General features: G+C 67.6%; 21 protein-coding genes and 1 pseudogene. 11 read left to right on the top strand and 11 right to left on the bottom strand.

The window, feature by feature from the left end:
* Positions 1 to 25: 25 nt before the first annotated feature.
* Positions 26 to 409 (bottom strand): hypothetical protein, encoded by a 384-nt coding sequence (locus tag WT53_RS11240; protein WP_034205836.1) that lies wholly within the window; start codon positions 407 to 409, stop codon positions 26 to 28.
* A 165-nt stretch (positions 410 to 574) separates the two neighbouring features.
* Positions 575 to 2,023: a DEAD/DEAH box helicase gene (locus tag WT53_RS11235; protein WP_034205835.1), complete on the bottom strand. Its 1,449-nt coding sequence runs from the start codon at positions 2,021 to 2,023 to the stop codon at positions 575 to 577.
* A 106-nt stretch (positions 2,024 to 2,129) separates the two neighbouring features.
* Between WT53_RS11235 and WT53_RS11230 the strand changes: the two are divergent.
* The 7 genes and pseudogenes from WT53_RS11230 to WT53_RS11200 all read left to right on the top strand — a co-directional run.
* Positions 2,130 to 2,372, top strand: a pseudogene (locus WT53_RS11230) (heme-binding protein); the annotation flags it as partial.
* 44 nt (positions 2,373 to 2,416) lie between these two features.
* Positions 2,417 to 4,591: a malate synthase G gene (locus WT53_RS11225; protein WP_034205834.1), complete on the top strand. Its 2,175-nt coding sequence runs from the start codon at positions 2,417 to 2,419 to the stop codon at positions 4,589 to 4,591.
* Between the two features lie 566 nt (positions 4,592 to 5,157).
* A complete protein-coding gene (locus WT53_RS11220; RefSeq protein WP_034205833.1) occupies positions 5,158 to 6,723 on the top strand; it encodes a sensor domain-containing diguanylate cyclase in 1,566 nt (521 codons plus the stop codon).
* Positions 6,724 to 6,884: 161 nt separating this feature from the next.
* Positions 6,885 to 8,270, top strand: coding sequence for a cache domain-containing protein (locus tag WT53_RS11215; RefSeq protein ID WP_034205832.1), 1,386 nt, complete (start codon positions 6,885 to 6,887; stop codon positions 8,268 to 8,270).
* A gap of 31 nt (positions 8,271 to 8,301) precedes the next feature.
* Complete coding sequence (locus tag WT53_RS11210; RefSeq protein WP_034205831.1) at positions 8,302 to 8,946, top strand: response regulator transcription factor; 645 nt, start codon at positions 8,302 to 8,304, stop codon at positions 8,944 to 8,946.
* A gap of 208 nt (positions 8,947 to 9,154) precedes the next feature.
* A complete protein-coding gene (locus WT53_RS11205; protein WP_034205830.1) occupies positions 9,155 to 9,718 on the top strand; it encodes a PAAR domain-containing protein in 564 nt (187 codons plus the stop codon).
* Complete coding sequence (locus tag WT53_RS11200; protein WP_034205829.1) at positions 9,718 to 10,311, top strand: type VI secretion system amidase effector protein Tae4; 594 nt, start codon at positions 9,718 to 9,720, stop codon at positions 10,309 to 10,311. Before WT53_RS11205 ends, WT53_RS11200 begins: the two co-directional genes overlap by 1 nt.
* A 686-nt stretch (positions 10,312 to 10,997) precedes the next feature.
* Here WT53_RS11200 and WT53_RS11190 read toward each other — a convergent pair.
* Entirely contained in the window at positions 10,998 to 11,594 is a 597-nt protein-coding gene (locus WT53_RS11190; RefSeq protein WP_034205827.1) for a phospholipid-binding protein MlaC, read from the bottom strand.
* 326 nt (positions 11,595 to 11,920) lie between these two features.
* Here WT53_RS11190 and WT53_RS11185 point away from each other — a divergent pair, with 326 nt between their 5' ends.
* Both WT53_RS11185 and WT53_RS11180 read left to right on the top strand, forming a co-directional pair.
* Complete coding sequence (locus tag WT53_RS11185) at positions 11,921 to 14,554, top strand: MMPL family transporter (RefSeq protein WP_060259775.1); 2,634 nt, start codon at positions 11,921 to 11,923, stop codon at positions 14,552 to 14,554.
* Positions 14,547 to 15,539, top strand: a complete 993-nt coding sequence (locus WT53_RS11180) for a VacJ family lipoprotein (protein ID WP_059780213.1) — start codon at positions 14,547 to 14,549, stop codon at positions 15,537 to 15,539. Before WT53_RS11185 ends, WT53_RS11180 begins: the two co-directional genes overlap by 8 nt.
* 112 nt (positions 15,540 to 15,651) lie before the next feature.
* On the opposite strand, the gene WT53_RS11175 is transcribed toward WT53_RS11180, so the two are convergent.
* The 5 genes from WT53_RS11175 to WT53_RS11155 all read right to left on the bottom strand — a co-directional run bounded on the left by WT53_RS11175 (position 15,652) and on the right by WT53_RS11155 (position 21,054).
* Positions 15,652 to 16,308, bottom strand: coding sequence for a phosphorylase (locus WT53_RS11175; protein WP_052100230.1), 657 nt, complete (start codon positions 16,306 to 16,308; stop codon positions 15,652 to 15,654).
* A gap of 54 nt (positions 16,309 to 16,362) precedes the next feature.
* Positions 16,363 to 18,336, bottom strand: a complete 1,974-nt coding sequence (gene shc, locus WT53_RS11170) for a squalene--hopene cyclase (RefSeq protein WP_059786231.1) — start codon at positions 18,334 to 18,336, stop codon at positions 16,363 to 16,365.
* A 12-nt stretch (positions 18,337 to 18,348) separates the two neighbouring features.
* Entirely contained in the window at positions 18,349 to 19,602 is a 1,254-nt protein-coding gene (gene hpnE, locus WT53_RS11165; protein WP_060259772.1) for a hydroxysqualene dehydroxylase HpnE, read from the bottom strand.
* A gap of 13 nt (positions 19,603 to 19,615) precedes the next feature.
* Positions 19,616 to 20,464, bottom strand: a complete 849-nt coding sequence (gene hpnD, locus WT53_RS11160; protein WP_034205821.1) for a presqualene diphosphate synthase HpnD — start codon at positions 20,462 to 20,464, stop codon at positions 19,616 to 19,618.
* 257 nt (positions 20,465 to 20,721) lie between these two features.
* Positions 20,722 to 21,054, bottom strand: a complete 333-nt coding sequence (locus tag WT53_RS11155) for a hypothetical protein (RefSeq protein WP_060259769.1) — start codon at positions 21,052 to 21,054, stop codon at positions 20,722 to 20,724.
* Between the two features lie 191 nt (positions 21,055 to 21,245).
* Between WT53_RS11155 and WT53_RS11150 the strand changes: the two genes are divergently transcribed.
* Positions 21,246 to 22,130: an alpha/beta fold hydrolase gene (locus WT53_RS11150; protein ID WP_034205819.1), complete on the top strand. Its 885-nt coding sequence runs from the start codon at positions 21,246 to 21,248 to the stop codon at positions 22,128 to 22,130.
* Between the two features lie 19 nt (positions 22,131 to 22,149).
* Here WT53_RS11150 and WT53_RS11145 read toward each other — a convergent pair whose 3' ends face one another.
* The 3 genes from WT53_RS11145 to WT53_RS11135 are packed head-to-tail and all read right to left on the bottom strand — an operon-like array spanning position 22,150 to position 24,072.
* Positions 22,150 to 23,088 carry a GGDEF domain-containing protein gene (locus WT53_RS11145; RefSeq protein ID WP_060259766.1) on the bottom strand — a complete coding sequence of 313 codons (939 nt, stop codon included), beginning with the start codon at positions 23,086 to 23,088 and terminating at the stop codon, positions 22,150 to 22,152.
* Entirely contained in the window at positions 23,085 to 23,711 is a 627-nt protein-coding gene (locus WT53_RS11140) for a chemotaxis protein CheC (protein ID WP_034205817.1), read from the bottom strand. Before WT53_RS11140 ends, WT53_RS11145 begins: the two co-directional genes overlap by 4 nt.
* A complete protein-coding gene (locus tag WT53_RS11135; protein ID WP_011548759.1) occupies positions 23,704 to 24,072 on the bottom strand; it encodes a response regulator in 369 nt (122 codons plus the stop codon). Before WT53_RS11135 ends, WT53_RS11140 begins: the two co-directional genes overlap by 8 nt.
* 482 nt (positions 24,073 to 24,554) lie before the next feature.
* Between WT53_RS11135 and WT53_RS11130 the strand changes: the two genes are divergently transcribed.
* The gene (locus WT53_RS11130; protein WP_034205816.1) at positions 24,555 to 26,804 is read left to right on the top strand and encodes a hybrid sensor histidine kinase/response regulator; all 2,250 of its coding nucleotides are present in this window, start codon (positions 24,555 to 24,557) and stop codon (positions 26,802 to 26,804) included.
* The last annotated feature ends 29 nt before the right edge of the window (positions 26,805 to 26,833 follow it).

The following is a 26,833-nucleotide window of genomic DNA, read 5'->3' as shown; positions in this document are numbered from 1 at the left end:
ACCTGTCGACGAATGACGGTCCCGGTCAGAGATCTCCGCGCACTTCACCGGTTCCCAGCGCGCTGCGCTGCCGGTTGACTTCCGCCCAAAGCGCATCGCTGTCGTCTTCGCGCAATACGGCAATGCAGTCCAGTTGATCGTCGGTCACGCCGAAGTACGCCAGAATTTCCCGCCGAACGCCGTCGATGAACTCCGCGTATTCCGGCGTGGCCTGCGCCTGCGCGTGCAGAGCGTCGTATTCCGCATCGTCCACGCCGCCGCCATGCTCGTCGATATAGCGCGAGATCCACTGGTCTCGTTCGCGGTCGTAATCGGCCTCGGCGCGCATCGCTTGCGCGGCCGTGTAGAAATCCAGTTGGGCAAAGGCGGCGATCGCCGCCGTCGTCGTCTTGTCGAATGTCGTCGTCATTCCATCTCTCACTTCAGTCATCGCCCATCATGGGTCACGCGGGGAAGCCGCGATCGCGCGCGGTTTCAGGTCGCGAACGAGAAAGCCGGCAGCGCGGTTCCGAACCGCGGTCACTGCATCGGACGGTTCGATCGTATCGGGCACGTTGAAAGGGAAGGGTTCAGTCTACCTGGACGGTTTGCCAGGTTTGCCACGCCCGCCGGCCGATTTGCCGGCAGCCTTCCCCGCCGGCGGCTTGGCCGCAGGTTTGCTGCGCGGCTTCTGCACGCTGAACGGGCTACCGATGGTGTAGTCCCGATCCTGACCCGCGGCCGTCGCATGCTGCGCGCCGGACTTGCGCTTGGCTTCGCCACCTTGCGTACGCGGCTGCTTGCCCGGCGCCTGCCTGGCGACCGGCGCAGCGTGCGGCACCTTGGGCTTCTTCGGCTTTTTCGGTTTCTTGATGATCTGGCCCGTCGCGCTGGTTTCCGGCACGCGGTGTTCGGCTTCGAAGCCCGGCTCTTCTTCCCGCCGCAGCGTCTGCCGGATCAGTGCTTCGATCGCGGCCAGTTGCGGCGCTTCATCGGCGCACACGAGAGACACCGCCACGCCGCTGGCGCCCGCGCGGCCGGTGCGGCCGATACGGTGCACGTAGTCTTGCGCGACGATCGGCAGATCGACGTTGATCACCAGCGGCAGATCGTCGATATCCAGCCCGCGCGCCGCCACGTCGGTGGCGACCAGCATCTGCACCTCACCCGTCTTGAATCGCTCCAGCGCGCGCAAACGCGCGGGTTGCGGCTTGTCGCCGTGGATCGTATCGACCGCGTAGCCCGCTTTCTCCAGCATGAGCGCCAGATAATCGACGCCATTGCGGGTCTTGACGAATACCAGCGCGTGCTCCCACTTGTTTTGCGCCACCAGGTGCATGAAGAGATCGGGCTTGTTCCGCTTGTCGACCGGCACCACCCATTGCTTGATCTTGCTCGCCGTGGCGTTGGGCAGGCTGACGCTGATATCGACCGGGTTGCGCAGAATGCCCGCCGCCATCTTCCGGATTTCGTCGGAGAACGTGGCCGAGAACAGCAACGTCTGGCGCTCGGCGGGCAATGCGGCAAAGACCGCGTCGAGTTCGCGCGCGAAGCCGAGATCCAGCATGCGGTCGGCTTCGTCCAGCACCAGCGCCTGCACCTGATCGAACTGCACGGCGTTCTGGCGATGGAGGTCGAGCAAGCGGCCCGGCGTGGCAACGAGCACATCCACGCCCTTGCGCAGCTTCATCATCTGGGGATTGATGCTCACGCCGCCGTACGCGGCCAGAAATCGCAGATCGAGCCCTTTGCCGTATTCGACGAAGCTTTGCAGCACCTGTTCGGCCAGTTCCCGCGTGGGCACCAGCACCAGCACGCGCGCGCGGTTGCTGGACACCGCCGGGCCGTGTTGCACCAGCCGTTGCAGCAGCGGCAGCGCAAAGCCGGCCGTCTTGCCGGTGCCGGTCTGCGCCGCGGCCATGACGTCCTTGCCGCCGAGCACGGCGGGAATCGCCTTGGCCTGCACCGGCGTGGGTGTCTGGTAATTGAGGCTCTGCACATTACGCAGCAACGGCTCGATCAGGCCAAGCGAGGCAAAAGACATGGACATATTCCGGGCGAAAACCGCAATTCTAGCGGTTGCCGCCGAGGTTGCGCCCCGTCCGCGCCGCCGCGCAACCGCATAGCCACCGCCCCGATATGCTTCTCGTGCGCAACCGGCATCGGCGACAACGCGCGCGGCGGCGCGCGGCCGTCGCGAGACGAAGGCGTATGAGGATATGATCGACGGTGGGCGCACCGCGTTCCTGAGCGCGCCGTCGGCGGGATGGCTCGACGGCGGCGTGCCGGTCGCGGTCGGCGGCCGGATAACGGGCGCGATCGGCGTGTCTGGCGTAAAGTCCGAACAGGACGCGCAGATCGCCCGCGCCGGCACACGAAGCGTCGCGGAATAACCAGCCAAGCCGCACGCGTTTTTCATTCCCCGGGAGGATTCACGATGATCGACCAAGCAGGACTGCAAGTCGCGCCAGCGCTGAGCCAGTTCATTGAAAACGAAGCGCTGCCGGGCACCGGCATCGACAAGGCCGCGTTCTGGAGCGGTTTCTCGGCCCTGGTGCACGATCTCGCGCCGCGCAACCGCGAACTGCTCGCCGAACGCGACCGCCTGCAGCAGGAACTCGACGCGTGGCATCGCGCGCACCCCGGCCCGGTACGCGACCATGCCGCGTATCGCGCATTCCTCGAACAAATCGGCTATCTCGTGCCGGTCCCGTCGAACGTCGCGGCAGCCACCGCGAACGTCGACAGCGAGATCGCCACGCAGGCCGGCCCGCAGCTCGTCGTGCCGCTGTCGAACGCGCGCTATGCGCTGAACGCCGCGAACGCGCGCTGGGGCAGCCTGTACGACGCGCTGTACGGCACCGACGCGTTGCCGGAAGACGGCGGCGCCGAACGCACGTCGGCCTACAACCCGACGCGCGGCCAGCGCGTGATCGACTACGCGCGCGGCGTGCTCGACAACGCCGCGCCGCTCGCGAGCGGCTCGCACCGCGACGCGCTGCGCTACCGCGTGCAGGACGGTCAGCTTGCGGTCGAAACCGGCAAGGGCGTCGTGCATCTCGCGCAGCCCGCGCAATTCGTCGGCTACCAGGGCGCGGCCGATGCGCCGTCCGCGATCCTGCTGAAGCACAACGGCCTGCACCTCGAGATCCAGATCGATGCGTCGACGCCGATCGGCCGCGCCGATCTCGCGAACGTGAAGGACGTCGTGCTCGAAGCCGCGGTCAGCACGATCATCGACTGCGAGGATTCGGTCGCGGCGGTCGACGCCGACGACAAGGTCCAGCTCTACCGCAACTGGCTCGGCCTGATGCAGGGCACGCTCGCCGAGGAAGTCGCGAAGGGCGGCAAGGTCTTCACGCGCCGCCTGAACGCCGATCGCGAGTACACGACGCCGGCCGGCGGCACGCTGTCGCTGCACGGCCGCTCGCTGCTGTTCGTGCGCAACGTCGGCCACCTGATGACCAACGGCGCGGTGCTCGACCGCGACGGCAACGAGATTCCGGAAGGGATTCTCGACGGCGTCGTCACGACGCTGTGTGCGCTGCACGACCTGAAGGCCAAGCGCAATTCGCGCACGGGCTCGATCTACATCGTGAAGCCGAAGATGCACGGCCCGGCCGAAGTCGCGTTCGCCGACACGCTGTTCGCGCGCATCGAGGATCTGTACGGCCTGCCGCGCAACACGCTGAAGATGGGCATCATGGACGAGGAGCGCCGCACCAGCGTGAACCTCGCCGCGTGTATCGCCGCCGCCGCCGCGCGCGTCGCGTTCATCAACACCGGCTTCCTCGATCGCACCGGCGACGAGATGCACACCGCGATGGAAGCGGGCCCGATGATCCGCAAGGGCGACATGAAGTCGTCGGCGTGGATCCAGTCGTACGAGCGCAACAACGTGCTCGCGGGCCTGTCGGCCGGCCTGCGCGGCCGCGCGCAGATCGGCAAGGGCATGTGGGCGATGCCGGACCTGATGCACGCGATGCTCGAGCAGAAGATCGCGCATCCGCGCGCCGGCGCGAACACCGCGTGGGTGCCGTCGCCGACCGCCGCGACGCTGCACGCGCTGCACTACCACCTCGTCGACGTGCAGGCCGTCCAGCAGGAACTCGAGAAGACGCCGTACGCGAGCGAGCGCGACGCGCTGCTCGAAGGGCTGCTGACGGTGCCGGTCGTCGAGCGCGCCGCGTGGAGCGAGGCCGAGATCCTCAGCGAAGTCGAGAACAACGCGCAGGGCATTCTCGGCTACGTCGTGCGCTGGGTCGAACAGGGCGTCGGCTGCTCGAAGGTGCCGGACATCCACGACGTCGGCCTGATGGAAGATCGCGCGACGCTGCGCATTTCGAGCCAGCACATCGCGAACTGGCTGCGCCACGGCGTGATCACCGAGGCATTCGTGCTCGACGTGTTCAAGCGGATGGCCCGCGTCGTCGACCAGCAGAACGCCGGCGACCCGAACTATCGCCCGATGGCGCCCGGCTACGACCAGTCGACCGCGTTCCAGGCCGCGTGCGCGCTCGCGCTGCAAGGCACGTCGCAGCCGAGCGGCTATACCGAGCCGCTGCTGCATCGGTTCCGGCTCGCGTTCAAGGCGCAACGGCACGGCGCATGATCCTGCGCATGCGGGCGCGCCCGCATGCCGGGTGCCGGCCGTACGCCGGCCTCGCGAAACGGGCAGCCTCGCGGCTGCCCGTTTTCCTATTCGCGCTCACCCGAGCGTTGAAACCGATAATGGGCGCCTGTCGTGCGCTTTCGCGGACGACGCCCGCCGGCCGTTGATTCGCCGGGGTCCGCAACCGTTTGCCGCACGACCTGTGCCGCCGCCCCGCAAAGCCTTGCGCCACAACGCTCCGCCCGATATCGGCAAGCGCCGGATCATGCCGTAATTTGACCCTGATCAATGGCTTGCGACATTTTCCGCGCACGCAAACACGCGCGTTATACTCCGTGGCATTCGCGCCGCGCAATTCGTCGGATCGTCGAATTGCGGCAGATGTTAACAGTGAATACAGGATTTATCGGTTTATCCGGCCGCGATTGCCGATAATCGGCGCCGGTTTTCTCCGCTGAACGGCAGGCATGCACGGAAAGGGCCGCGCACCGGGTCGCCACCCGCAGTCATACGAATAATCGCATCGGCCCGCCGCCCGGCGACGATGCCTCTCCGATCCACGGACCATGGCAGAAACCGACTACGCAGTGCCCAGCGAATCCGGCCTGACGAGCCGTGTCGCCGCTCATCTGCGCCGGTTCCTGCTGCCGCATCTGATCTTCTACACGGGGCTGCTGATCGCGCTGATCCTGCTGCTCCTGTGCGGGATCGTGCTGTACGAAGGCCGGATCGATGCGCGCGACCGTTCGCGCAGCATGCAGCAAAATCTCGCGCTGATCGCGTCGTGGGACATCGAACGCAACATCGAGATCTATTCGCTGTCGCTGCAGGCCGTCGTCGAAGGCATGAACGACCCCGCGGTCGTCGCCTTGCCGATGCCGCTGCGCCGCCAGGTGCTGTTCGACCGCGCGACGACGGCCAAGTACCTCGGCGGCATTTACGTGCTCGACGCGAAAGGCGACATCGCGGTCGACGGCAAGAGCGACGTGCCGCGCCAGGCCAACTTCGGCAACGAGCCGTATTTCACCGTGCACCGCGACCGGCCCGACGTCGGCCTGTACGTCAGCGATCCGTATCGTTCGCGGCTGCGCGGCGGCTCGCCGAGCATCGCGCTCAGCCGACGCATCACGCGGCCCGACGGCTCGTTCGGCGGCGTCGCGGTGATGTCGATCCGACTCGAATATTTCCAGAACCTGTTCTCGCGCCTGTCGCTCGGCGATCGCGGCTCGGTCGCGCTGATCAACACGGACGGCAGGATGGTCGCGCGCGAGCCGTACGACCCCAAAATCGTCGGCCGCGACATCAGCCGCGCGAGCACGTTCCGGCACTTCATGACCGCCAGCGAAGGCAGCTTCGCCGATACCGCGTCGATCGACGGCGTGCGGCGCCTGTACGTATTCCGCCACCTCGAACACCTGCCGCTCATCGTCATGGTCGCGCGCTCCGAAGCGGACACCTACGCCGCGTGGTACGACCGTGCGATCCCGATCGGCTCCGCGATGGTCGTGCTCGCGATCGGCTTCGTCGGCCTGTCGCTGCTGCTCGACGTGCAATTGCGCAAGCGCCATCGCGCGGAAACCGAGCTGCAGGCACTCGCGCGCACCGACGGCCTGACGGGGCTCGACAACCGCCGAATGCTCGACGTCACGCTCGCGCGCGAATGGCGGCGCGCCGCGCGCTCGCAACATGCGCTGTCGCTGCTGTTCATCGATGTCGATTACTTCAAGCGCTACAACGACACGCAGGGCCACCAAGCCGGCGACGACGCCCTCGCCGCGGTCGGCCACTGCATCGCCGGCTGCCTGCGCCGCCCGGCCGACTATGCGGCGCGCTACGGCGGCGAGGAATTCGTCGTGGTGCTGCCGGACATCGACACGGACGGCGCGGTGACGATCGCCGAAACGATCCGCACGGGCATCCTCGATCTCGGCATCCGGCACGACGCCGGCACGGCCGGCCGGCTGACGGTGAGCATCGGCGTGACGACCAGCTATCCCGAACGCGACGACAACATCCAGGCCGCGCTGAAGCTGGCCGACGATGCGCTGTACCGCGCGAAGGAAGGCGGGCGCAACCGCATCGTCGTGCAGGCGGCCACGCCGCCGGATGAACTCGCATCGCGGCGCGCCTGAGCAGTCGGGCAGCAGGGGGGCGAGCGCCGTCCGCAGGCAAAATCGCCGACAATATCGGCTCGATACGCCACCGCGCCACCGCGGGCCCAGCCCGCGGTCGGCCCGCGCCAAGCCGGCCGCCCCTCGCCGGCCGCGCGGGCTCGCGGCCGCTTCGCACCACCATGAGACTCAAGGCAAAGATCTTCCTTCTGGCCATCGTGCCGTTCCTGCTCGCGATCGCCGGCATCGGCTTCGGCGTGCGCCAACAGGCGACGTCGCTCGCGCGCACGCAGCACGCGACGATCCAGGCCGCGTACCTGTCGAGCAAGGAAGTCGAGCTGAAACACTACGTCGAGCTCGCGACCAGCGCGATCATGCCGCTCTACGACGCGAGCGGCCGCAACGCGCGCGACGACGCGCTGCTGCGCACGCAGGCGCTGGCGATGCTGCAGAAGATGGATTTCGGCCCCGACGGCTATTTCTTCGTCTACGACCTGCACGGCAATTCGCTGATGCATCCGCGCGAGCCCGAGCGCGTCGGCCACAACTTCTGGTCGATGCGCGATCCGCAAGGCGCGCTGACCATCCAGAAGCTGATCGGCGCGGCTTCGCAGGGCGGCGGCTACGTGCGCTACGCATGGCAGCGGCCGTCGACGGGCCGCGTCGCGCCGAAGCTCGGCTACGTCGTCGCGCTCGAGCGCTGGGGCTGGATGGTCGGCACCGGCATCTATCTCGACGACGTCGACACCGCACTGCAGCGCATCGACGCGCGCGCGTCCGCGAACATCGAGCGCACGATGAGCTGGCTCACCGCGATCGCGCTCACCGGCGCGGCGGCGATCGCCGTGTGCGCGCTGGTGCTGAACGTCAGCGAGTCGCGCAGCGCCGATGCGAAACTCAAGCTCCTCGCTCAGCGCGTCGTCGAATCGCAGGAGCAGGAGCGCGCGCGGCTGTCGCGCGAACTGCACGACGGGATCAGCCAGATGATGGTGTCCGCGAAGCTGATGCTCGAATCCGCGCTCGCGCGCTTCGAGCGCGGCACGTCGCGCGTGCCCGAAGCCGAGCAGGCGCTCGCATCGGGCGTCGGGCGGCTCGGCGACACGCTGCGCGAAGTCCGGCGCATCTCGCATGCGCTGCGGCCGTCGATGCTCGACGATCTCGGCCTCGCGGCCGCGCTCGAGCAACTCGTGCGCGAGCTGGGCGCCGAAAGCGGCATCGACATCGGCTATACGCAGGTCGCGCACAGCGGCACGCGGCCGCTGCCCGAAGCCGTCAACACCGCGCTGTTCCGGATCGCGCAGGAAGCGCTGAGCAACATCGTGCATCATGCACGGGCGTCGCGCGCGGCCGTCACGCTCGACGTCGGCGCGCAAACCGTCACGCTGACGATCGCCGACAACGGCTGCGGCTTCGACGCCGAACGCTCGCAGGCCGACGCGCGCCGCGGCATCGGCCTGCGCAACATGCGCGAGCGCCTCGACGCGCTCGGCGGCACGCTGTCGGTCACGTCGCAGGTCGGCCATACCGTCGTGGCCGCACGCGTGCCGCTGCAGCGCGCCGCCGCCTGAACACGCGCCCCCTGACCGGAGACCTTTGCCCATGAGCGCCCCCGATACCGTCCGTCCCGCCGCCCGGCTGCTGCTCGTCGACGATCACCCGCTCGTGCGCGACGGCTTGCGGATGCGGCTCGAAGCGGCCGATCTGTCGGTGGTCGGCGAGGCCGGCAACGCGGACGAGGCGCTCGCGCTGGCCGCGTCGCTCGAACCCGATCTCGCGCTGATGGACGTCGGCATGAACGGCATGAACGGCATCACGCTCGCCGGCGTGTTCCACGAGCGTTTTCCGGGCATTCGCGTGCTGATGCTGTCGATGCACGACAACATCGAGTACGTGACGCAGGCGGTGCGCGCCGGCGCGAGCGGCTATTTGCTGAAGGATTCGCCCGCGAGCGAGATCGTCCGCGCGATCGGCGCGGTGCTGGCCGGGCAGACGTTCTTCAGCGAAGGGCTGGCCGCGCGGATGATCCAGGCCAGCGCGACCGCGTCGCCGCTGGATCGATTGACGCCGCGCGAACGCGACATCCTCGACGCGCTGGCCGAAGGACTGTCGAGCAAGCAGATCGCGCAACAGACGGGGCTGTCGGTGCGCACGGTCGAGACGCACCGGCTCAACCTGAAGCGCAAGCTGGAGATCGAGGGGCAGGCCGAACTGATCAAGTTCGCGGTCGAGCATCGGCGGCGGTAGGCCAAGCGCGCCCGGATTGCTCGCGCGACGCGCAATTCACCTTCCAATTTCATACTTGTCCAATCGATCTCACCCTGGGGCGATGGAATCCTTTCGCTTGCCGCAGCGGGCGACATCTTCATGAGCCGCGCATTCGAGTGCGTGACGTCGTCATGCGGCACACGGTATCGCCGACACGGGTTGGCGACCAGAACCGAGGAGCGAAATCATGATGCGCCGTATCGCGGTGGTCGGAGACGCGTTGGAAACCGGGGGAAGCATTCTTGCCTACGCGGGGCCGACATTCACTTTCGGCAGCCCCGGCCGTCAGGTTGCGTTGATCGGCGGTCTCGCGTTCTGCGATGCATGTCAAGGTACCGGACCGATCGCCAAGGCCGGCGGGCCACGACGCCTCAAATTCATGGGCGAAACAGCCGCGGACGGTGATGTCGTCTTATGCGGCTGCCCAACCCCACCACGCATCGTTGCGGTTCTCGCCGGCGAATCATGGTGCGACGACATGGCGGAAACGTCAGGTGTTGTGACATCCGGAAGAAATCGGGATGGCAGCGTCGTGTCGATCATCGCAGGCACTTACGACGAATCCGTCCACGTCATCGGAAGTGGTGCGTCAATCGGTTATCCGTACGTTATCGAAACGTCGGACGGACGCATCCACTCGGGCCACCTCGACGACCGCGGTTATCTGCCGCGCATTCACACTGCGAGTGAGGATGAATACATCGTCTACTGGGGCGACGAAGCCCTCGCCAGATTGAGCGGGGACGCATAATGCCGAACCCGAGAACAGCCGTGAAGACGACCGCCGTGCCGAAATCGCACAAGGTAGTCGAGTTGAAGTCCGTGACGTTTTCCGAGCTCTGGAACAACTACCCGCACGGAAACCCGTACGATGATCCGAACGGACAGTACAAGAACCAGTGTGCGATCCGGATAAGTGTGACGCTGCACAAGGTCGGCATCGCAATGAAGTCGTTTTCGCAGAAACAGGTTCGGCCGATGCCTGGCAAACCGACGCTGGGCCGACTTCTGATCGACGGCAAGCCGACCGCGACTCGCGCATACGAGCTCGCGGAGTGGTTGAAGCTGCGGCCGGTCGCGGGCGTACTGGCTCCCGAGAACATCACGGGACCGAATTGGGCGCGTAAGGTATCCGGGCGGACCGGAATCATATTCTTCGACGGCTATTGGCTGCAGGATGGCGACTCACCAGACAACTTGAGTGGCGGTCACATCGACCTCTGGAACGGGAGCAAACTCACCGGCTTCGGATCGGGCGTGCGGATTTCATGGAATATAGTCTTACCGGGCATCTGGTCGGATTTCCGAAATTCGAAAACTATCTTGTTTTTTCCCGTCCAATGAAACTCGTGACTGTGGTAGTAGGCGCACTTGTCGGTGGGGCACTCGCGACAATGATCTGTTGGGGAGCGCTCTACGTGTACGGGGCATTCGTCCTGCGCGGCAAGGGAAGCCTCTTCGACACGAACCCCGAGATCGCGAATCTGTTTTTCGCCGCATGGGGCGGATTGATTTTAATTTTCGCAATGGCCGCCGCAGTTGTCGTGACTCGCAGGAAATACCATTAACCATCCGGCCCACGGGCAATGCAAAATGAGACGCGTCGGATACTCGCCCCTGTACTGGATCGCCGGCCTGATCGCGACTTGGCTCGCATGCTGGATCGGAAGCCGGATCAACTGGCGAATTCATATCGGCTTGCGACTGCCTTCGGGCCGGTTGCCATGAGATCGACCTGTGCTCACCGCCGTGACCGCTTGTCGCTCTGCTAGTCGGGTTTCAGATTGGGCCATCGCTCGAGTTTGCCTTCGCGGGCTGGAGAGTAGGGCGGCGACGAGCAACACCGCAAAAGGTACCGTGCTCCTTGGCCACATTGATTACCGCTACGATGCTGTTTTTCTCGCTTCGTATGTAATTCGCTGAGTCAGCATCGCGCAGTAACCCATCCCCTCTCTACCGCTCGACCGACCTACGAACAGAAAAGGCGCCCGAAGGCGCCTTCCTTGCATCCGAACGACGCGCAACAGCCGTCAGTTCGTCCGCGAATTGTGCTTCTGCAAATACGCGATCAGCCCGTCGATCCCGCCCGTCGCGATCTGGCTCTTGAACTGGCCCTGATAGACCTGGATCAGCCACGCACCCGACATGTCGATGTCGTAGATCTTCCAGTCGTTGCCGACCTTGCCGAGACGATAGCCGACCGACTGGCTGTCGCCCGGCGTCGTCACCGTCGACTGCACGAGCGCGTCGGCGCCCGACGCGCCGCCGGCCTTGAACGAGAACTTCGCGTCCTGGTTGCCGAGCTGCGCGAGCGACGCGGCGTAGGTGCGCGTCATCAGCAACCGGAATTGCTTGTACAGCTCCTGCTGTTGTTGCGGCGTGGCCTGCTTCCATGCGTCGCCGACCGCAATGCGCGTCGTGCGCTCGAAGTTCGTCACGGGCAGGAAACGCTGCTCGACGACTTGCGTGATTTTCGCCATGTCGCCGCCGCGCGCGGCCGGATCGGCCTTCATCGCATTGACGGTGCCCTCGACCGCGGTGCGGACGACGTCGACCGGCGCGCTCTGCGCGAAAGCGGAAACCGACACGGCGGCCGCCGCGACGAAAGCAAACAAATGACGTTTCATACGAATTTCGCACTCGATGGAAAAAAACGGCCGGCGCTTTGCATCGGCCGGTGGAGCAAAGTATACCGGGCCTGACGCCGCGTTGCCGCCCGGTGACCGACTGTTACCTTTCAGCGCCGTTTGTCACAGGCCCGCGAACGGGGCGTCGACGCCCCGCCGCGCCGATCATGTCAATATCCTCATACGAATGAACCGGCTGCGCGATCCGTTTGCCGCGCCGGGAGCAAATATCCTTCCCGCCCCGAATCTCCCAACGTCACGACCGTCGTCTCGTCGCGCCGGTATACTTGGCTACTTTGCCCTTGCCAGCCGCTCCCCACCGCCACATGGTGACATCTCTCATCGTCCGACTCGTTGCGTGGTCGGTGCGCCGCCCCGTCTGGGTCGTCGTCCTGTCGCTCGTCATCGCCGCCTTCAGCGGCGTCTACGTCGCGCAGCATTTCAAGATCAACACCGACATCAGCAAGCTCGTCGATGCGGAACCGCAATGGGCCGCGCTCGGCAAGGCCGTCGATAAGGCGTTCCCGCAACGCAACGGCACGATCCTCGCGGTCGTCGAGGCGCCCGCGCCCGAATTCGCGACGGCCGCCGCGCATGCGCTGACCGAAGCGCTGCGCAAGGATGCCGACGCCGGCCGCATCGGCCCGGTCGCCGAACCGGGCGGCGGGCCGTTCTTCGAGCACAACGGGCTGCTGTTCCTGTCGCCGCAGGATGTTTCCGATACGACCGAGCAACTCGCGAGCGCGCGTCCGCTCGTCAATGAACTCGCGAAGAACCCGAGCCTCACCGGGCTCGCCACCACGCTGTCCACCACGCTCGGCCAGCCGCTCCTGACCGGCCAGGTGAAGCTGCCCGCGATGGCGAAGCTGCTCGCGCGCAGCGCGGCGACGGTCGACGACGTGCTGGCCGGCAAGCCGGCCGCGTTCTCGTGGCGCGCGCTGGTCGACAACGATGCCGCGCGGCAGCCCGCGCGCGCGTTCGTCACCGTGCAGCCGGTGGTCAACTACGGCGCGCTGAAGGCCGGCGCGGCAACGAGCCAGGTGATCCGCGACGCGGCCCGTTCGCTCGACCTCGAAAAACGCTACGGCGCGGCCGTGCGCCTGACCGGCGAACAACCGCTCGCCGACGACGAATTCGCGTCGGTCGAAGACGGCGCCGCGCTCAACGGCGCGCTCACACTGCTCGCCGTGCTCGTCATCCTGTGGCTGGCGCTGCGCTCGAAGCGGATGATCGGTTCGGTGCTCGTCACGCTGTTCGTCGGCCTCGTCGTGACGGCCGCGCTCGGCCTCGCGATGGTCGGCTCGCTGAACATGATCTCGGTCGCGTTCATGGTGCTGTTCGTCGGCCTCGGCGTCGACTTCTCGATCCAGTACGGCGTGAAGTACCGCGAGGAACGCTTCCGCGACGCGCGCATCGATCACGCGCTGATCGGCGCCGCGCACTCGATGGGCATGCCGCTCGCGCTGGCCACCGCGGCCGTCGCGGCGAGCTTCTTCTCGTTCATCCCCACCGCCTATCGCGGCGTATCCGAGCTCGGCATGATCGCGGGCGTCGGGATGTTCGTCGCGCTGCTGACCACGCTCACGCTGCTGCCCGCGTTGCTGCGTCTGTTCGCGCCGCCGGGCGAATCGAAGACGCCGGGCTTTCCGTGGCTCGCGCCGGTCGACGATTACCTCGATCGCCATCGCAAGCCGATCCTGATCGGCACGCTCGCGGTCGTGATCGGCGCGCTGCCGCTGCTCGCGTTCCTGCATTTCGACTTCAACCCGCTGCACCTGAAGGATCCGAACAGCGAATCGATGGCGACGCTGCTCGCGCTGAAGGATTCGCCGCAAGCCGCCGTCAACGACGTCACGCTGCTCGCGCCGTCGCTCGCGCAAGCCGATGCGGCCGCGAAGCGCCTCGACGCGTTGCCCGAAGTCGGCCGCACGACCACGCTGTCGACCTTCATCCCCGCCGACCAGCCGGCCAAGCGCGCGGCGATCGCCGGAGCCGCGAGCGAGCTGCTGCCCGCGCTGACGCAGCCGGCCGCGCCGCCCGCGACCGACGCGCAACGCGTGGCCGCGCTCAAGCGCGTGTCCGACCTGCTGAGCTATGCGGCCGAAGATCACCCGGGCCCGGGCGCGGCGGCCGCGCAGCACCTGTCCGCGTCGCTCGCGAAGCTCGCCGCCGCCGACAGCGCGACGCGCGACCGCGCCGAACGTGCGTTCTCCGATACGCTGCGCATCGCGCTCGACCAGCTCGCGTCGCTGCTGCAGCCGCAGGACATCACGCTCGAATCGCTGCCGCCGGCGCTCGTGCGCGACTGGGTCGCGCCGGACGGCCACGCGCTCGTGCAGATCTCGCCGAAGGTGCCGAAGGGCGTCGACCCGAACGACGACACGATGCTGCGCCGTTTCGCGAAGGCCGTGAAGGCCGCGGAGCCGGGCGCGACCGGCGGGCCGATCTCGATCCTGCATTCGGCCGACACGATCATCAACGCGTTCCTGCACGCGGCGCTGTGGTCGATCATCTCGATCACGATCCTGCTGTGGGTCACGCTGCGCCGCTTCGGCGACGTGCTGCGCACGCTGGTGCCGCTGCTCGTGTCGGGCATCGTGACGCTCGAAATGTGCGTCGTGCTCGGCATGTCGCTGAACTTCGCGAACATCATCGCGCTGCCGCTGATGCTCGGCGTCGGCGTCGCGTTCAAGGTGTATTTCGTGATGGCGTGGCGCGCGGGACAGACGGGGCTGCTGCATTCGAGCCTCACGCACGCCGTGCTGTTCAGCGCCGCGACGACGGCGACCGCGTTCGGCAGCCTGTGGCTGTCGCACCATCCGGGCACGTCGAGCATGGGCAAGCTGCTCGCGCTGGCCCTGACCTGTACGCTGATCGGCGCCGTGGTGTTCCAGCCCGTCCTGATGGGCAAACCGCGCGTCAAACGCGCCAAGAACCAATCGCAAGGAATCAATGAATAAGGTGCGAATCATTGCGGCGACCGTCGCCGCCAGCGCGATGCTGACCGGCTGCGCGACGGGACCGAACCGCAATCCCAACGACCCGCTCGAGCCGATGAACCGGGCGATGTACAAGTTCAACGACACGGTCGATTCGAACATCGCGGTGCCGATCGCGAAGGGTTACCAGAAGATCACGCCGACGCCGGTGCGCACCGCGATCAGCAACTTCTTCTCGAACCTCGGCGATCTCGGCAACATGGCGAACAACCTGCTGCAGTTGCGCATCACCGATGCGACGCAGGATCTGATGCGCGTGGCGATGAACTCGGTGTTCGGCGTCGCCGGCCTGATCGACATCGCGACGCCGGCCGGGCTGCCGAAGCATCATCAGGATTTCGGGCTGACGATGGCGCGCTGGGGCATGCCGTCCGGCCCGTACCTCGTGCTGCCCGTATTCGGGCCGAGCACGATCCGCGACGGCGTCGGCCGCGCGGTGGACGTGCGCTTCAACCTGCTGAACTACATCGAACCGGCCGCGCGCAATCCGATGTACATCGCGCAGTTCATCAGCGCGCGCTCGGACCTGCTCGGCGCGACCGACCTGCTGAAGCAGGCCGCGCTCGACCCGTATTCGTTCGTGCGCGACGCGTACCTGCAGCAGCGCAAGTCGTTGACGTACCGGAGCCAGTCGGCGTCGGCCGCGCCGCCGAGCTACAACGAACCGGGCGAATCGGGTGCCGTGCCGGCGGCCGCGCCGGGCGTGCCGGGGCTCCCGAACTACGAGGATCCGGGCGACGCGGGCGGCGCATCGGGCGCCACGCCGAACAACGCACCGGCCGCGCCGGGATTGCCGCAGTACGACGATCCGGGTGCCGACAACGCGATGCCCGCAAGCGCACCGGCGGCCGCTTCGGCCGGTGCGACGACGGCGCCGGCCGCCAACGGCGCGCCGATCGCGCCGGCGATGCCGACGCTGCCCGCGAGCAGCCCGGCCGCGCGGTAACGCCGCAACCGCGGTCGCGCAAAAGCAAAGAGCGCTGCATGGCAGCGCTCTTTTTTTCGTCCGCGCGAAACGCGAACCGGAAAGCGGGAAGGAGGGCGGCGCCGCGCGCCGCTCAGACGATCCGCATCGCGCCCGCCCGCTCGAACGCGTGCCGCGCCTGGATCAGGGTCGTGCGCGCCGCGCGCGCGTCACTGGCGACCTGCAGCAGCGGGCCGAGCTGCGACGGCTGCTTCAGCAGTTCGCGCAGGATCGGCAGGATCGCCGTGCTGCCGTCGTCGCGCAGGCCGGCCGTTGCCGCACGCGGCAGCGTGCGCCACGCCGGATCGACGATCGCGCGACACACCGCGAACGGCACGCCGCGCGCGGCCGCGAAGGCGGCGGCGATGTGCGACTCCATGTCGACGGCCAGCGCGCCTTTCGCGCGATGCAGCGACGCCTTGTCCTGTTCGCCGACGACCGGCGCACCGACGGCCGCGACCGTGCCGCGCGCGACACGCGCCCACAACGGCGTGTCGTGCAGCGCGGCGACGAGCCGCGTGCTCCAGCCCGCATCGGTCTCCACGCGGCCGAACGGCCCGTCGATCGCGCTCGCGATCACGAGCGCGCCCGGCGCCAGATCCGGCGCGAGGCCGCCCGCCGTGCCGAAGCTGACGATGCCCGCGCAACCGCGCGCGGTCGCGTCGGTCAATGCGCGCTCGAGCCGGTCGGCCCGCGCGGCGAACACGGCCTCGACGCCGTCGCCGCGCGCGATGCGCGCCTCGAACGCCATCCCCGTCACCGCGATGACGGGCAATGCGCCGTTGTGCCGTGACACGCCCACGCGTTACATCCCGACCGTGACGCGCGTCGCGTTCGCGCGCTTCAGGTTGCGGTAGCGCGCGAGCGCCCACAGCGGGAAGAACTTGCGATAGCCGTGGTAGCGCAGGTAGAACACGCGCGGGAAGCCGGTCGCGGTGAAGCGCGTCTCGTCCCACAGGCCTTCTTCGTTCTGCCGCGCGACCAGGTAGTCGATCCCGCGCGCCACGGCCGGGTTGTTCACTTCGCCGGCGGCCATCAGGCCGAGCAGCGCCCACGCCGTCTGCGACGCCGTGCTCGGCGCCTGCTCGAAGCCGCGATAGTTCAGCTTGTAGCTGTCGCCGTCCTCGCCCCAGCCGCCGTCCTTGTTCTGGATCGACAGCAGCCACTGCGCCGCGCGCTTCATGCGCGGATCGTCCGGCGTCAGGCCGGCCGCGTTCAGCGAGCACAGCGCGGTCCACGTGCCGTACACGTAGTTCATCCCCCAGCGGCCGTACCAGCTGCCGTCCGGCTCCTGTTCCTTCAGCATGTAATCGAGCGCTCGGCGAGCCGGCTCGCTGTTCAGCGGCGTCTCGCCGAGCTGCGACAGCATCGACAGGCACCGGCCCGATACGTCGGCCGTCGGCGGATCGAGCAGCGCGCCGTGATCGGAGAACGGGATGTTGTTCAGGTAGTACTGCGTGTTTTCCGGTTCGAACGCGCCCCAGCCGCCGTCGCTGCTCTGCATGCCGACGACCCATTCGCGCGCACGCGCCATCGATTCACGATACGTGTCCGACTGCGTGAGCTTCTGCGCGCGATCCATCGCCATGACCACCACGGCCGTATCGTCGACGTCCGGGTAATACGCGTTCGCGTACTGGAACGCCCAGCCGCCGGGCCGAACGTGCGGGCGACGCGAGATCCAGTCGCCGCGCACGTCGAGGATCTGCAGCGGACGCAGCCATTCGAGGCCGCGCAGCACGGCTTCCTGCGCACGCGCATCGCCGGTTTCGAGCAGCGCATGCGCGGCGAGCGACGTGTCCCATACCGGCGACAGGCACGGCTGGCAATACGCTTCGTCGTCGTGCACGACGAGCAGCTTCTCGACCGACTTGCGCGCGAGCGCGCGGTTCGGATGGTCTTCCGCATAGCCGAGCACGTCGTACATCATCACCGCGTTGGCCATCGCCGGATAGATCGCGCCGAGGCCATCCTCGCCGTTCAGGCGCTCGTCGACGAACGACACGGCCTGACGGATCGCGCGTTCGCGCGTATAGCTCGGGAACAGGCCGTCGACCGCGCGCAGCGCATGGTCGACCACGCGGAAGAACGCGAACCAGCCGGCGCTCTGGTGCCCCTGGCGCGGCAGCAGCCCGGCGTTGACGGGCGGATCGATGAACAGCTCGTCGATGCGCACGCCGCGCGGGTTCTTCGCGAGCGGACGCTTCGCGTTCAGCACCAGCAGCGGCACGATCACGGTGCGCGCCCAGTACGACACTTTCGACAGGTGGAACGGGAACCACTGCGGCAGCAGCATGATCTCGACGGGCATCATCGGCACCGCGCGCCACGGAATCGCACCGTACAGCGCGAGCTGGATGCGCGTGAACACGTTCGACATCTCGGCGCCGCCCATCGCATGGATGGCCTTGCGCGCGCGCTGCATGTGCTCGGCGTTCTCGTCGTCGCCGATCACCTTCAGCGCGAAATACGCCTTCACGCTCGCGCTGATGTTCGGCGCGCCATCGGTGAACAGCGGCCAGCCGCCGTCGGCCTGCTGGATGCGGCGCAGATATTTGCCGATCTTCCGTTCGAGCTCGAGGTTCGGCGTCTCGCCAAGATAGTGGACGAGCAGCACGTATTCGGCGGGAATCGTCGAATCGGCTTCGAGTTCGTAGACCCAGTGCCCGTCCGGTTGCTGGGCGGCCAGCAGCGCGTCGGTCGCACGCGCGACAGCCGCGTCGACGCCGGCCGGCACGGCGCCGGCGGACAAGGTAGCCATTTCGGTGAGATCGTTCATCGGTCCCTCTGTTTATTGCGTCTGGAGCACGTCCGCGGCCAGCTGGCCGGAACGGATCGCGCCCTCGATCGTGGCGGGCAAGCCGGTGGCAATCCAGTCGCCCGCGAGTACAAGATTGGTCCAGCGCGTGCGCACGGCCGGCCGTTTCATTTCCTGCGACGGCACCGCCGCAAAGCCCGCGCGCGGCTCGACGACGAGCTGCCACGCGGGGATGGTTTCCGGGTTCGTGCCGCTCACGCGTGCGACGTCTTCCCAGATGCGTCGCGCGAGTGTGTCGCGCGGCAGGTCGAGCCAGCGGCCCGCATCGCGGATCGTCGCCGCGAGCAGACCGTCGCCGGTCCGCACCGCATCGACGACACCGTTGACGACGGTCGTCTGCAGCGGATCGCCGGCCGGCTTCTCGAGCGCGAAATACGCGGTCACGACCGCGCTGAACGTATCGGGCGCGGCGAGCTCGGGCACGAGCGGCTGCGCGACTTCGGGCGGCACGGCCAGCACGACGGCGTCGCCCGGCGCGAGATCGATGCGCTCGCCGCCGACCGACACCGCATCCACCGCATTGCCGTGCGCGCCGAATTCGAACGCGTCGAGCCGCGAATTCAGGCGGATCTGCGCACCGCCGTGCTGCAGCATCCGCAGCGCCGGTTCGACGAACGCGCTGCCGAGCCCGCGGCGCGCGACGAGCGGACGGCAGCCGGGCCCGCCCGCCGCAAACGTGCCGCACAGCGCGGCGCGCGCGAGTTCGGCGCTCGCGTGGCGCGGCTCGATATTCAGCACCCCGACGAAAAACGGCCGCAGCCAGCGATCCCACAGCACGCCGTCGCATCGCATCGTCTGCGCGAGCGAGCGGCCCGTGCGCGCGAACGCGAGCGGGGCGAGCGCGAGGTAGTCGAGCGGCGTCGTGCCCGGCGCGCGCGACGCGGCATCGAACAGCCACGACGGCCAGCGGCCGTTGCCGAAACGCAGCGTCCAGCGCTGCTGCGACGCGATGTCCACAACCGGGAATTCAGCCAGCGCGGGCCCCGCGAGCTGATCGGCCGCGCCGATCGCGCGCAGGTAGCGCTGCGTCGCGGGCTGTCCCGCGAAAACCGTGTGCAGCCCGCTGTCGAGCGTCGTGTTCAGCGTCCCGTCGAACCACGAGCGGCAGCGGCCGCCCGCGTGTGCGTGCGCGTCGTGCAGCACGATGCGCCGCCCGCGACGTTGCAGTTCGACCGCGGCCGACAGGCCCGCGAGTCCTGCGCCGATCACGTGGACGGTTCTGGGCATCGCGTCGGCCGACTCAGAACAGCGCGTAGCGCGCGGCGATCATCAGCATGCGCGCCTTCGGCTTGCGCAACGGCGCGCGCGGCGCGGCAAAGCCGCGTGCGATCGCGGCGTCGAGAATGCAGCGATACGCGCCCGACATGATGCGCGGCGCCTTCACCTGCGCACGCGGGCAGGTGTCCATCACCGCGTCGGCCTGACGGAAGTGCTCGAGCGCGCGCTCGACGAGCGTCGCGCACACGCGCGGCAGCGCCGGATCGCGCACGATCGTCGCCGGATCGGTGATCGCGATGCCTTCGCGCGCGAGCAGTTCGCGCGGCAGGTAGCACCGGTTGATCGCCGCGTCGTCGTCGATGTCGCGCAGGATGTTCGTCAGTTGCAGCGCGCGGCCGAGGTGGTGCGACAGCGCGATCCCTTCGGCTTCCGGCATCCCGAAAATGCGCACCGACAGCCGGCCGGCCGCGCTCGCCACGCGATCGCAGAAGAGGTCGAGCGTCGGTTCGTCGGGCGCGCAGATGTCTTGCTCCGCGTCCATCGCCATGCCGTCGATCATCGCGTGGAAATCGGCGCGCTGCAGGTTGAACGCGCGGATCTCGCGATCGAGCGCGGCCAGGTGGCGCGGGGGGCGCCCGGCGAAGCATGCGTCGATGTCCGCGCGCCAGCGATCGAGGCCCGCGTTGCGCTCGGCGCGCGGCAGGTCGCTGTCGGCGATGTCGTCGACCGCGCGGCAAAACGCGTAGACCTGGAACATCGCATCGCGCTGCGCGGCCGGCAGGATGCGCATCGCCAGATAGAAGGAGCTGCCCGATGTGACGGCAGCGGCGTCGGTTTCTTGTTCGTCCACGACGGAATGGGAAACGGCCAAGACGAGCTCCACGGAGACACCCACGCGGGGCGATTGAAGAAGCCATGCCCGGCTGGGATGGTCAGGGCGTCAAATGCGTGCGAGATATGCGAACGATCGACGCAGACAGGCACAAATTACCGGCCGGAAGCCGGAATTGGCCGAAAGTATAGCAATCTTTGAAGTTCGATGGCGGACACGCGCCAGGTGGGGCGGGGTGCCGAGCGCCGTCTGGCGCGCGTGCGGCCCGCTTTGGCGAACGGACGCCGCGCGGCGCGTCAGCCGTACACGATGTCGCGCTGCAGATCGAGTGCGATGAGCCCCATTTCGCGGGTGAGCTGCAGCATCGAGCGGCGCTCGAGGCGCGAGCCCATGAAGCTCGTCACGCGGCCGTCGGGCTCGGTGGTGAACTGGAAAACCGCGCCGCCCGTGCCGAACCACGCGCCCGGCACGTCGGGCGATTCCTGCCAGTCGATCTGTTCGAACACCCGCGCGATGCCCGCGCGCACCTGGTCGACCGGGCCGATCGGCGGCGCGACGTCGCCCAGATCGTCGAGCGAATAGGGGCCGGGTTTGTTCGGCTTCCGGTAGAAGAGATAGTCGACGTTCATGGGGCGCAATCGCAGGCAAAGCAACAAATTAGCGCGCTTCGGCACAAATTCAAATCGGATCCGGACGAAATGTCGCCTGCGCGACACAACGGGACGGTTCGTTGCCGGTCGGGAAACGTGGGCGCGCGATCGCGTCTCGATGCCGGCGGGTTCGTCTAAGATGACACCTTTCTCGAAAAAATACGGACACCATGGAGACGAACGCCCCCGCCACCCCGCAGTCCGATCATCCCGTTTTCGTGCTCGTGCACGGCGCGTGGCATGGCGCGTGGTGCTACGCCCACGTGGCGGCCGCGCTCGCCGCGCGCGGCTACCTGTCGATCGCGCGCGACCTGCCCGCGCACGGCATCCATGCCCGCTTTCCCGCGTCGTATCTCGCACGGCCGCTCGACAAGGACGCGTTCGGCGCCGAGCCGTCGCCGGTCGCGAACACGACGCTCGACGACTACGCGACGCAGGTGATGCAGGCCGTCGACGACGCGTACGCGCTCGGCCGCGGCAAGGTCGTGCTGGTCGGGCACAGCATGGGCGGCCTCGCGATCACCGCGGCGGCCGAACGCGCGCCGGAGAAGATCGCGAAGCTCGTCTATCTCGCGGCGTTCATGCCCGCGTCCGGCGTGCCGGGCCTCGACTACGTGCGCGCGCCGGAAAACCGGGGCGAGCTGCTCGGCCCGCTGATGCTCGCGAGCCCGCGCGCGGCCGGTGCGCTGCGCATCGATCCGCACAGCGGCGACGCCGCGTATCGCGAATCGATGCAGCGCGCGCTGTACGAAGACGTGTCGCAGGCCGACTTCGACGCGGTCGCGAACCTGATGAGCTGCGACGTGCCGGCCACGCCGTTCGCGACCGCGATCCCGACGAGCGCCGCACGCTGGGGCGCGCTCGACCGCCACTACATCAAGTGCCTGCAGGATCGCGTGATCCTGCCCGCGCTGCAGCAGCGCTTCATCGACGAAGCCGACGCGTTCGCGCCCGGCAACCCGACCCACGTGCACCAGCTCGACAGCAGTCATTCGCCGTTCGTGTCGCAGCCGGCCGTGCTGGCCGGCGTGCTCGCCGACATCGCGAAAAGCTGAGCGGGACGGGCGCGCTCGGTCAGGCGTACGCGACCGACCGATCGCGCCCGAGCCGTTTCGCACGATAGAGCGCGGCGTCGGCTTCGTTGACGAGCACGTCGCAGGTCAACGCGCCGGCTTTCGCGCACGCGGCGCCGACGCTCGCCGTGACCGGCACGCCGACGCCCTCGGCATCGACCGGCATGCTGCCGATCGCCTCGCGGACCTTGTCGGCCACCCGCATCGCCTCGTCGAGATTCGTGCACGGCAGCAGCAGCGCGAATTCCTCGCCGCCGAAGCGGCCGAACGTATCCTGCGCGCGCACGATCGACGCGACCCGGCGCGCCGTCTCGCGCAGCACGGCGTCGCCGGCCGCATGCCCGAAGCGGTCGTTGATCGTCTTGAAGTGGTCGAGGTCGAACAGCAGCACCGACAGGTCGCCGCCGTAGCGCTGCCAGCGCAGGAATTCGTCGCCGAGCCGCGCCTCGAAGAAGCGCCGGTTCGCGATGCCGGTCAGCCCGTCGCGATTCGCGTGTTCGCGCAGCTTCGCGACCGCTTCCTCGCGCTCTCTTTGCATCACGCTCACGTGCGTGACGTCCGAGATCGTCACGCACACGGCCTCGACGTCGCGGCCGCGCGTGAGCGGCATGAACGTGCAGTCCTGCTGCATGTAGTCGACGCCGCCCGTGATCGGCCGGTCGTGCTCGAAGCGGAACAGGTAGGGCCGCTGCTCCCACGAGCTGAAGGCGAAGCTGCCGAGCTGAAACACGCTCTCGAGCTTGCGCGACAGCCATGCGCGCGGCAGGTCCGGAAAGCAGTCGAACAGGTTGCGGCCGATCACGTCGGCGGCCGGGACGCCGCTGTGGTCCTGCATGAAGCGATTCCACATCAGGACGGTCATCGAACGGTCGAGCACGAACAGGCCGAAGCCGACTCGCTCGATCACGAGGTCGCTCAGCGACGGGGCGGCGGCCGTCATAGCGCGGACAGCAACGCGTCGAGCGCGTCGCCCATCAGCCGGATCGAATCCTCGGCCATCAACATCACGAAATGCGCGCGGAACGTGTGATCCTCGAGCCCGAAGTTCACCTCGAGCAGCAACGCGACGCTCCACCCCAGTTCGTTCGGCTGGAAGACGTCGTCGAACGACACGTTCGCGCCGAGCAGCCCCGGCGGAAAGAACACCGGCTTGCGGCCGAGTTCGTCGAGGATCGACGCGACGCAGGCGCCCATCAGCACGTTCGCGACGTCGAACACGAGCTCGTCCGGCGTCGCCATCCCGCCGTACACGCCGTCGCCGAACGTGCGATCGACGACCGACATGAGCCGCGCGACGCCCGCCGTGCGGCACAGCACGATCGCCTCGCCCTTGATGTCGGAACGGAAGCCCTGGCGCACCGCGGTCACGTTGTCGTGGATGCCCGTCATCTCGCGCAGCGCGGCGCCCGCGTCGGCCGCTTTCACGACGCGCACGCGCGGCACCGACAGCTCGATGAAGTGCCCGAGCAGCAACGCAAGCCGCGCGGCGGCGCGGCCCATTGCAAGGTTGGCGATTTCCTGCAACGCGTCGCGTTGCTCCGCCGTGAACACCGATTCAGGCATACAACCCATACTCCTTGAGAATGGGCAGCAATGCCTCCGACGTCACGGGCTTGGCAACGAATGCGATCGCGCCCAATTCGCGCACGCGTGCTTGCGCCTGCGGCTGGATATCGGCGGAAACCACGATCACGAACGTGTTCAGATCTTCGTGGCGCAGTGTTTCCAGGACCTGATATCCGCTCATGTCGGGCATCGTCAGGTCCAGAAACATCACGGAAGCTTTGCCGTCACGATAGAGCGCCAAGGCCTCGCGACCATTCGCTGCATACGCGACGTCAACGTCCCAATCTCCCGGCAGCGCCTTTGTCAGAAGTTTGCGAGCGAGCAGCGAATCGTCGGCAATTACAATCGGCAAAGGCATGGGGCGATGCGGTATACGGAATGGTCTCTCTCGCGTTAACGACCGCGCGGCGCATTTCTTGAATGCCATGCGTTTCGGGCGCGGGGCAACCGCCTTGCGGCCGCGCACGGGCGCCGCGACGCAGGTGCGCGCGACGCACCGCGCGGCAATCGCCGGCGGGCGCATGTATCTGTCATAGGGGAAAGCAAGGCGCGATTCTCGGAGTAAACCGGAGGCGATGCAACTCGCCATTTTCACCATTTCGAACAGAATCGGTCCGATCGCGCGCCATTCCGAAAACAGCCGCGACCATTTTCGAGATAAGCACGCAAAATTTTTCCTTGTGTACGTTTGCGCTGCCGGATTCGTCGCGTTTTCAATCTGACGGAATCTGACGGTTTCCGGCGGGCGGATTCGACGGATCGCGTGCGTACGGCGCCGCACGGCGGGCCACCGCAACTCGTTTATGATGGCAGGCACCTCTGCTTCACCCCCTTTCCTCGATGACGTCCGAACGGCCTGCCGCTCCCCAAGCTTCCGCCCCCCCTCCCGCCGACGACTGGCAGGACGACGGCAGCTACGCGTCCGGCGCCCCCGAGCACGATTTCGCGGTGCGCCGCGTGACGCTGATCGTGCTGCTCGTCGCGGCCATCGTGCTGCCGTGCATCTACGTGGTGGTGATGGCGTACAACGACCTGAAGGCGCGCGAGGCCGCCGCGAGCGACGTGACGATGCGCACGGTGCGCGTCGCCGAGGAGCATGCGCTCAAGGTGTTCGACCTGAGCGAAACGCTCGATGCGCGCATCGTCGACCTCGTGCAGGACATGGACGACGCGACCGTGCGCAGCAAGGAATCCGACATCCACGAAGCGCTGAACACGATCGGCGGCGGTTATCCGCAGGTGGCGGCCGTGTCGATCTTCGGCGCGAGCGGCATGCTGCTCGCCAACAGCCTCTACTATCCGGCGCCGTACGCGTCGATCGCGAACCGCGACGACTTCGCCGGCATCCGCGACGGCAAGGTCATCGAACACATCTCGCGGCTGATGATGGGGCCGCTCAAGCTCGAGAACATTCCCGTGTTCAACACGGGCGTCGCGCGACGCCATAGCGACGGTTCGTTCGCCGGCATGGTGTCGATTGCGCTGAAGTCGTCGTATTTCAACGCGTTCTACCGCGACCTGCTCGGCGGCGCGAACACGCCGATGACGATGGCGCTCGCGCGCTCCGACGGCGCGGTGATCGCGTCGTATCCGCCGCCGCCGTCGCTTGCGCACACCGACCGCTCGGTCACGTTCGGCAATACGCACAACGATCCGCGCGCGGGTGTCGTGCGCGTGCGCCACGACGGCGCGAGCAGCGAGATCGTCGCGTATCGCCAGGTCGGCAGCTATCCGGTCTACGTGAGCTGCGCGTACCGCACGTCGGCGATCTGGCATGAATGGTACGAACACCTGAGCGTGCTGTTCCTCTCGATGTTCGCGCCGTCGGTCGCGCTGTGGTCCGTGATCTGGCTATCGCTCAAGCGGCTGAAGGCGGAAGAGCAAGCGTGGGACCGCTGGCAGGCCGAAGCGTCGATGCGGCGCTCGATCGAATCGGCCTACCGGCAGTCGCGCAAGATGCAGGCGCTCGGCAATCTCGTCGGCAGCGTCGCGCACGACTTCAACAATCTGCTGATGATCATCTCGAGCAACGTGCAGATCGCGCGGCGGCGCGGCGTGCAGCATCTCGACAAGGAGCTCGACGCGATCGAACGCGCACTGAAGAACGGGCAATCGCTCACGCGCCAGTTGCTCGGCGTCGCGCGCAAGCAGCCGCTGCACAACGAGACGATCGACGTCGGGCAATGGGTCGGCACGTGCCGCGAACTGCTGAAGACGTCGCTCGGATCGAAGTCGTCGCTGGTCGTCTCGATCGAGCCGGGCGTCTGGCCGATCCGCGTCGACGTCGCGGAGCTCGAGCTCGCGGTGATCAATCTCGCGGTCAACGCGCGCGATGCGATGACGACCGGCGGACGCTTTACGGTCGGCGCGCGCAACGTCACGCTGCGCCGCGAGGACGGCTTTCCGCTGACCGGCGATTTCGTGCAGATCTCGCTCGACGACACGGGTTCGGGCATGGCGCCCGACGTCCTCGCCCGCGCATTCGAACCGCTGTTCACGACGAAGCCGCAGGGGATGGGGACGGGGCTGGGCCTGCCGCAGGTATTCGCGTTCTGCGAACGCTCGGGCGGCCTCGCGACGATCGACAGCGCGGTCGGCGCGGGTACGTCGGTGCGTCTGTACCTGCCGCGCGCGCGCGCCGAGGATGTCGTCGCGCGGCCGGCGGCCGGCGCGCACGACGCGGGGGGCGGCGCACACGCGGGCTTGCACGTGCTGCTCGTCGAGGACAACGGCGAAGTCGCTGCCGGCACGGAAGCGCTGCTGTCGCTGCTCGGGCATCGCGTGACCTATGCGCCCACCGCCGACGACGCGTTGCGCCTGATCGAAAGCGCCGCGGCGAACGACGCGTTCGATCTCGTGATTTCGGACATCCACATGCCGGGACGCCTGAACGGCATCGACCTGGCCGAAGCGATCGAAAAGCGGCCGGGGAAGCTGCCCGTGATTCTCGTCACGGGTTACGCGGAGGAACTCGACCGTACGCGCACCGTCAACGTCCGCGTGCTGTCGAAGCCGTTCGACATCGCGCTGCTCGACGAGATCCTGCTGGGCATCCGCGAAGCGCGCGACGCACGACACACCGGCGCGTGACCGACTGCGTGCGGCCGGCGCGACGGCGT

The sequence above is a fragment of the Burkholderia sp. MSMB2157WGS genome (assembly GCF_001532755.1).
Classification (GTDB): domain Bacteria; phylum Pseudomonadota; class Gammaproteobacteria; order Burkholderiales; family Burkholderiaceae; genus Burkholderia.
The sequence above is the reverse complement of the archived record's forward strand: the minus strand, read 5'-3'. Positions and strand labels throughout refer to the sequence as shown.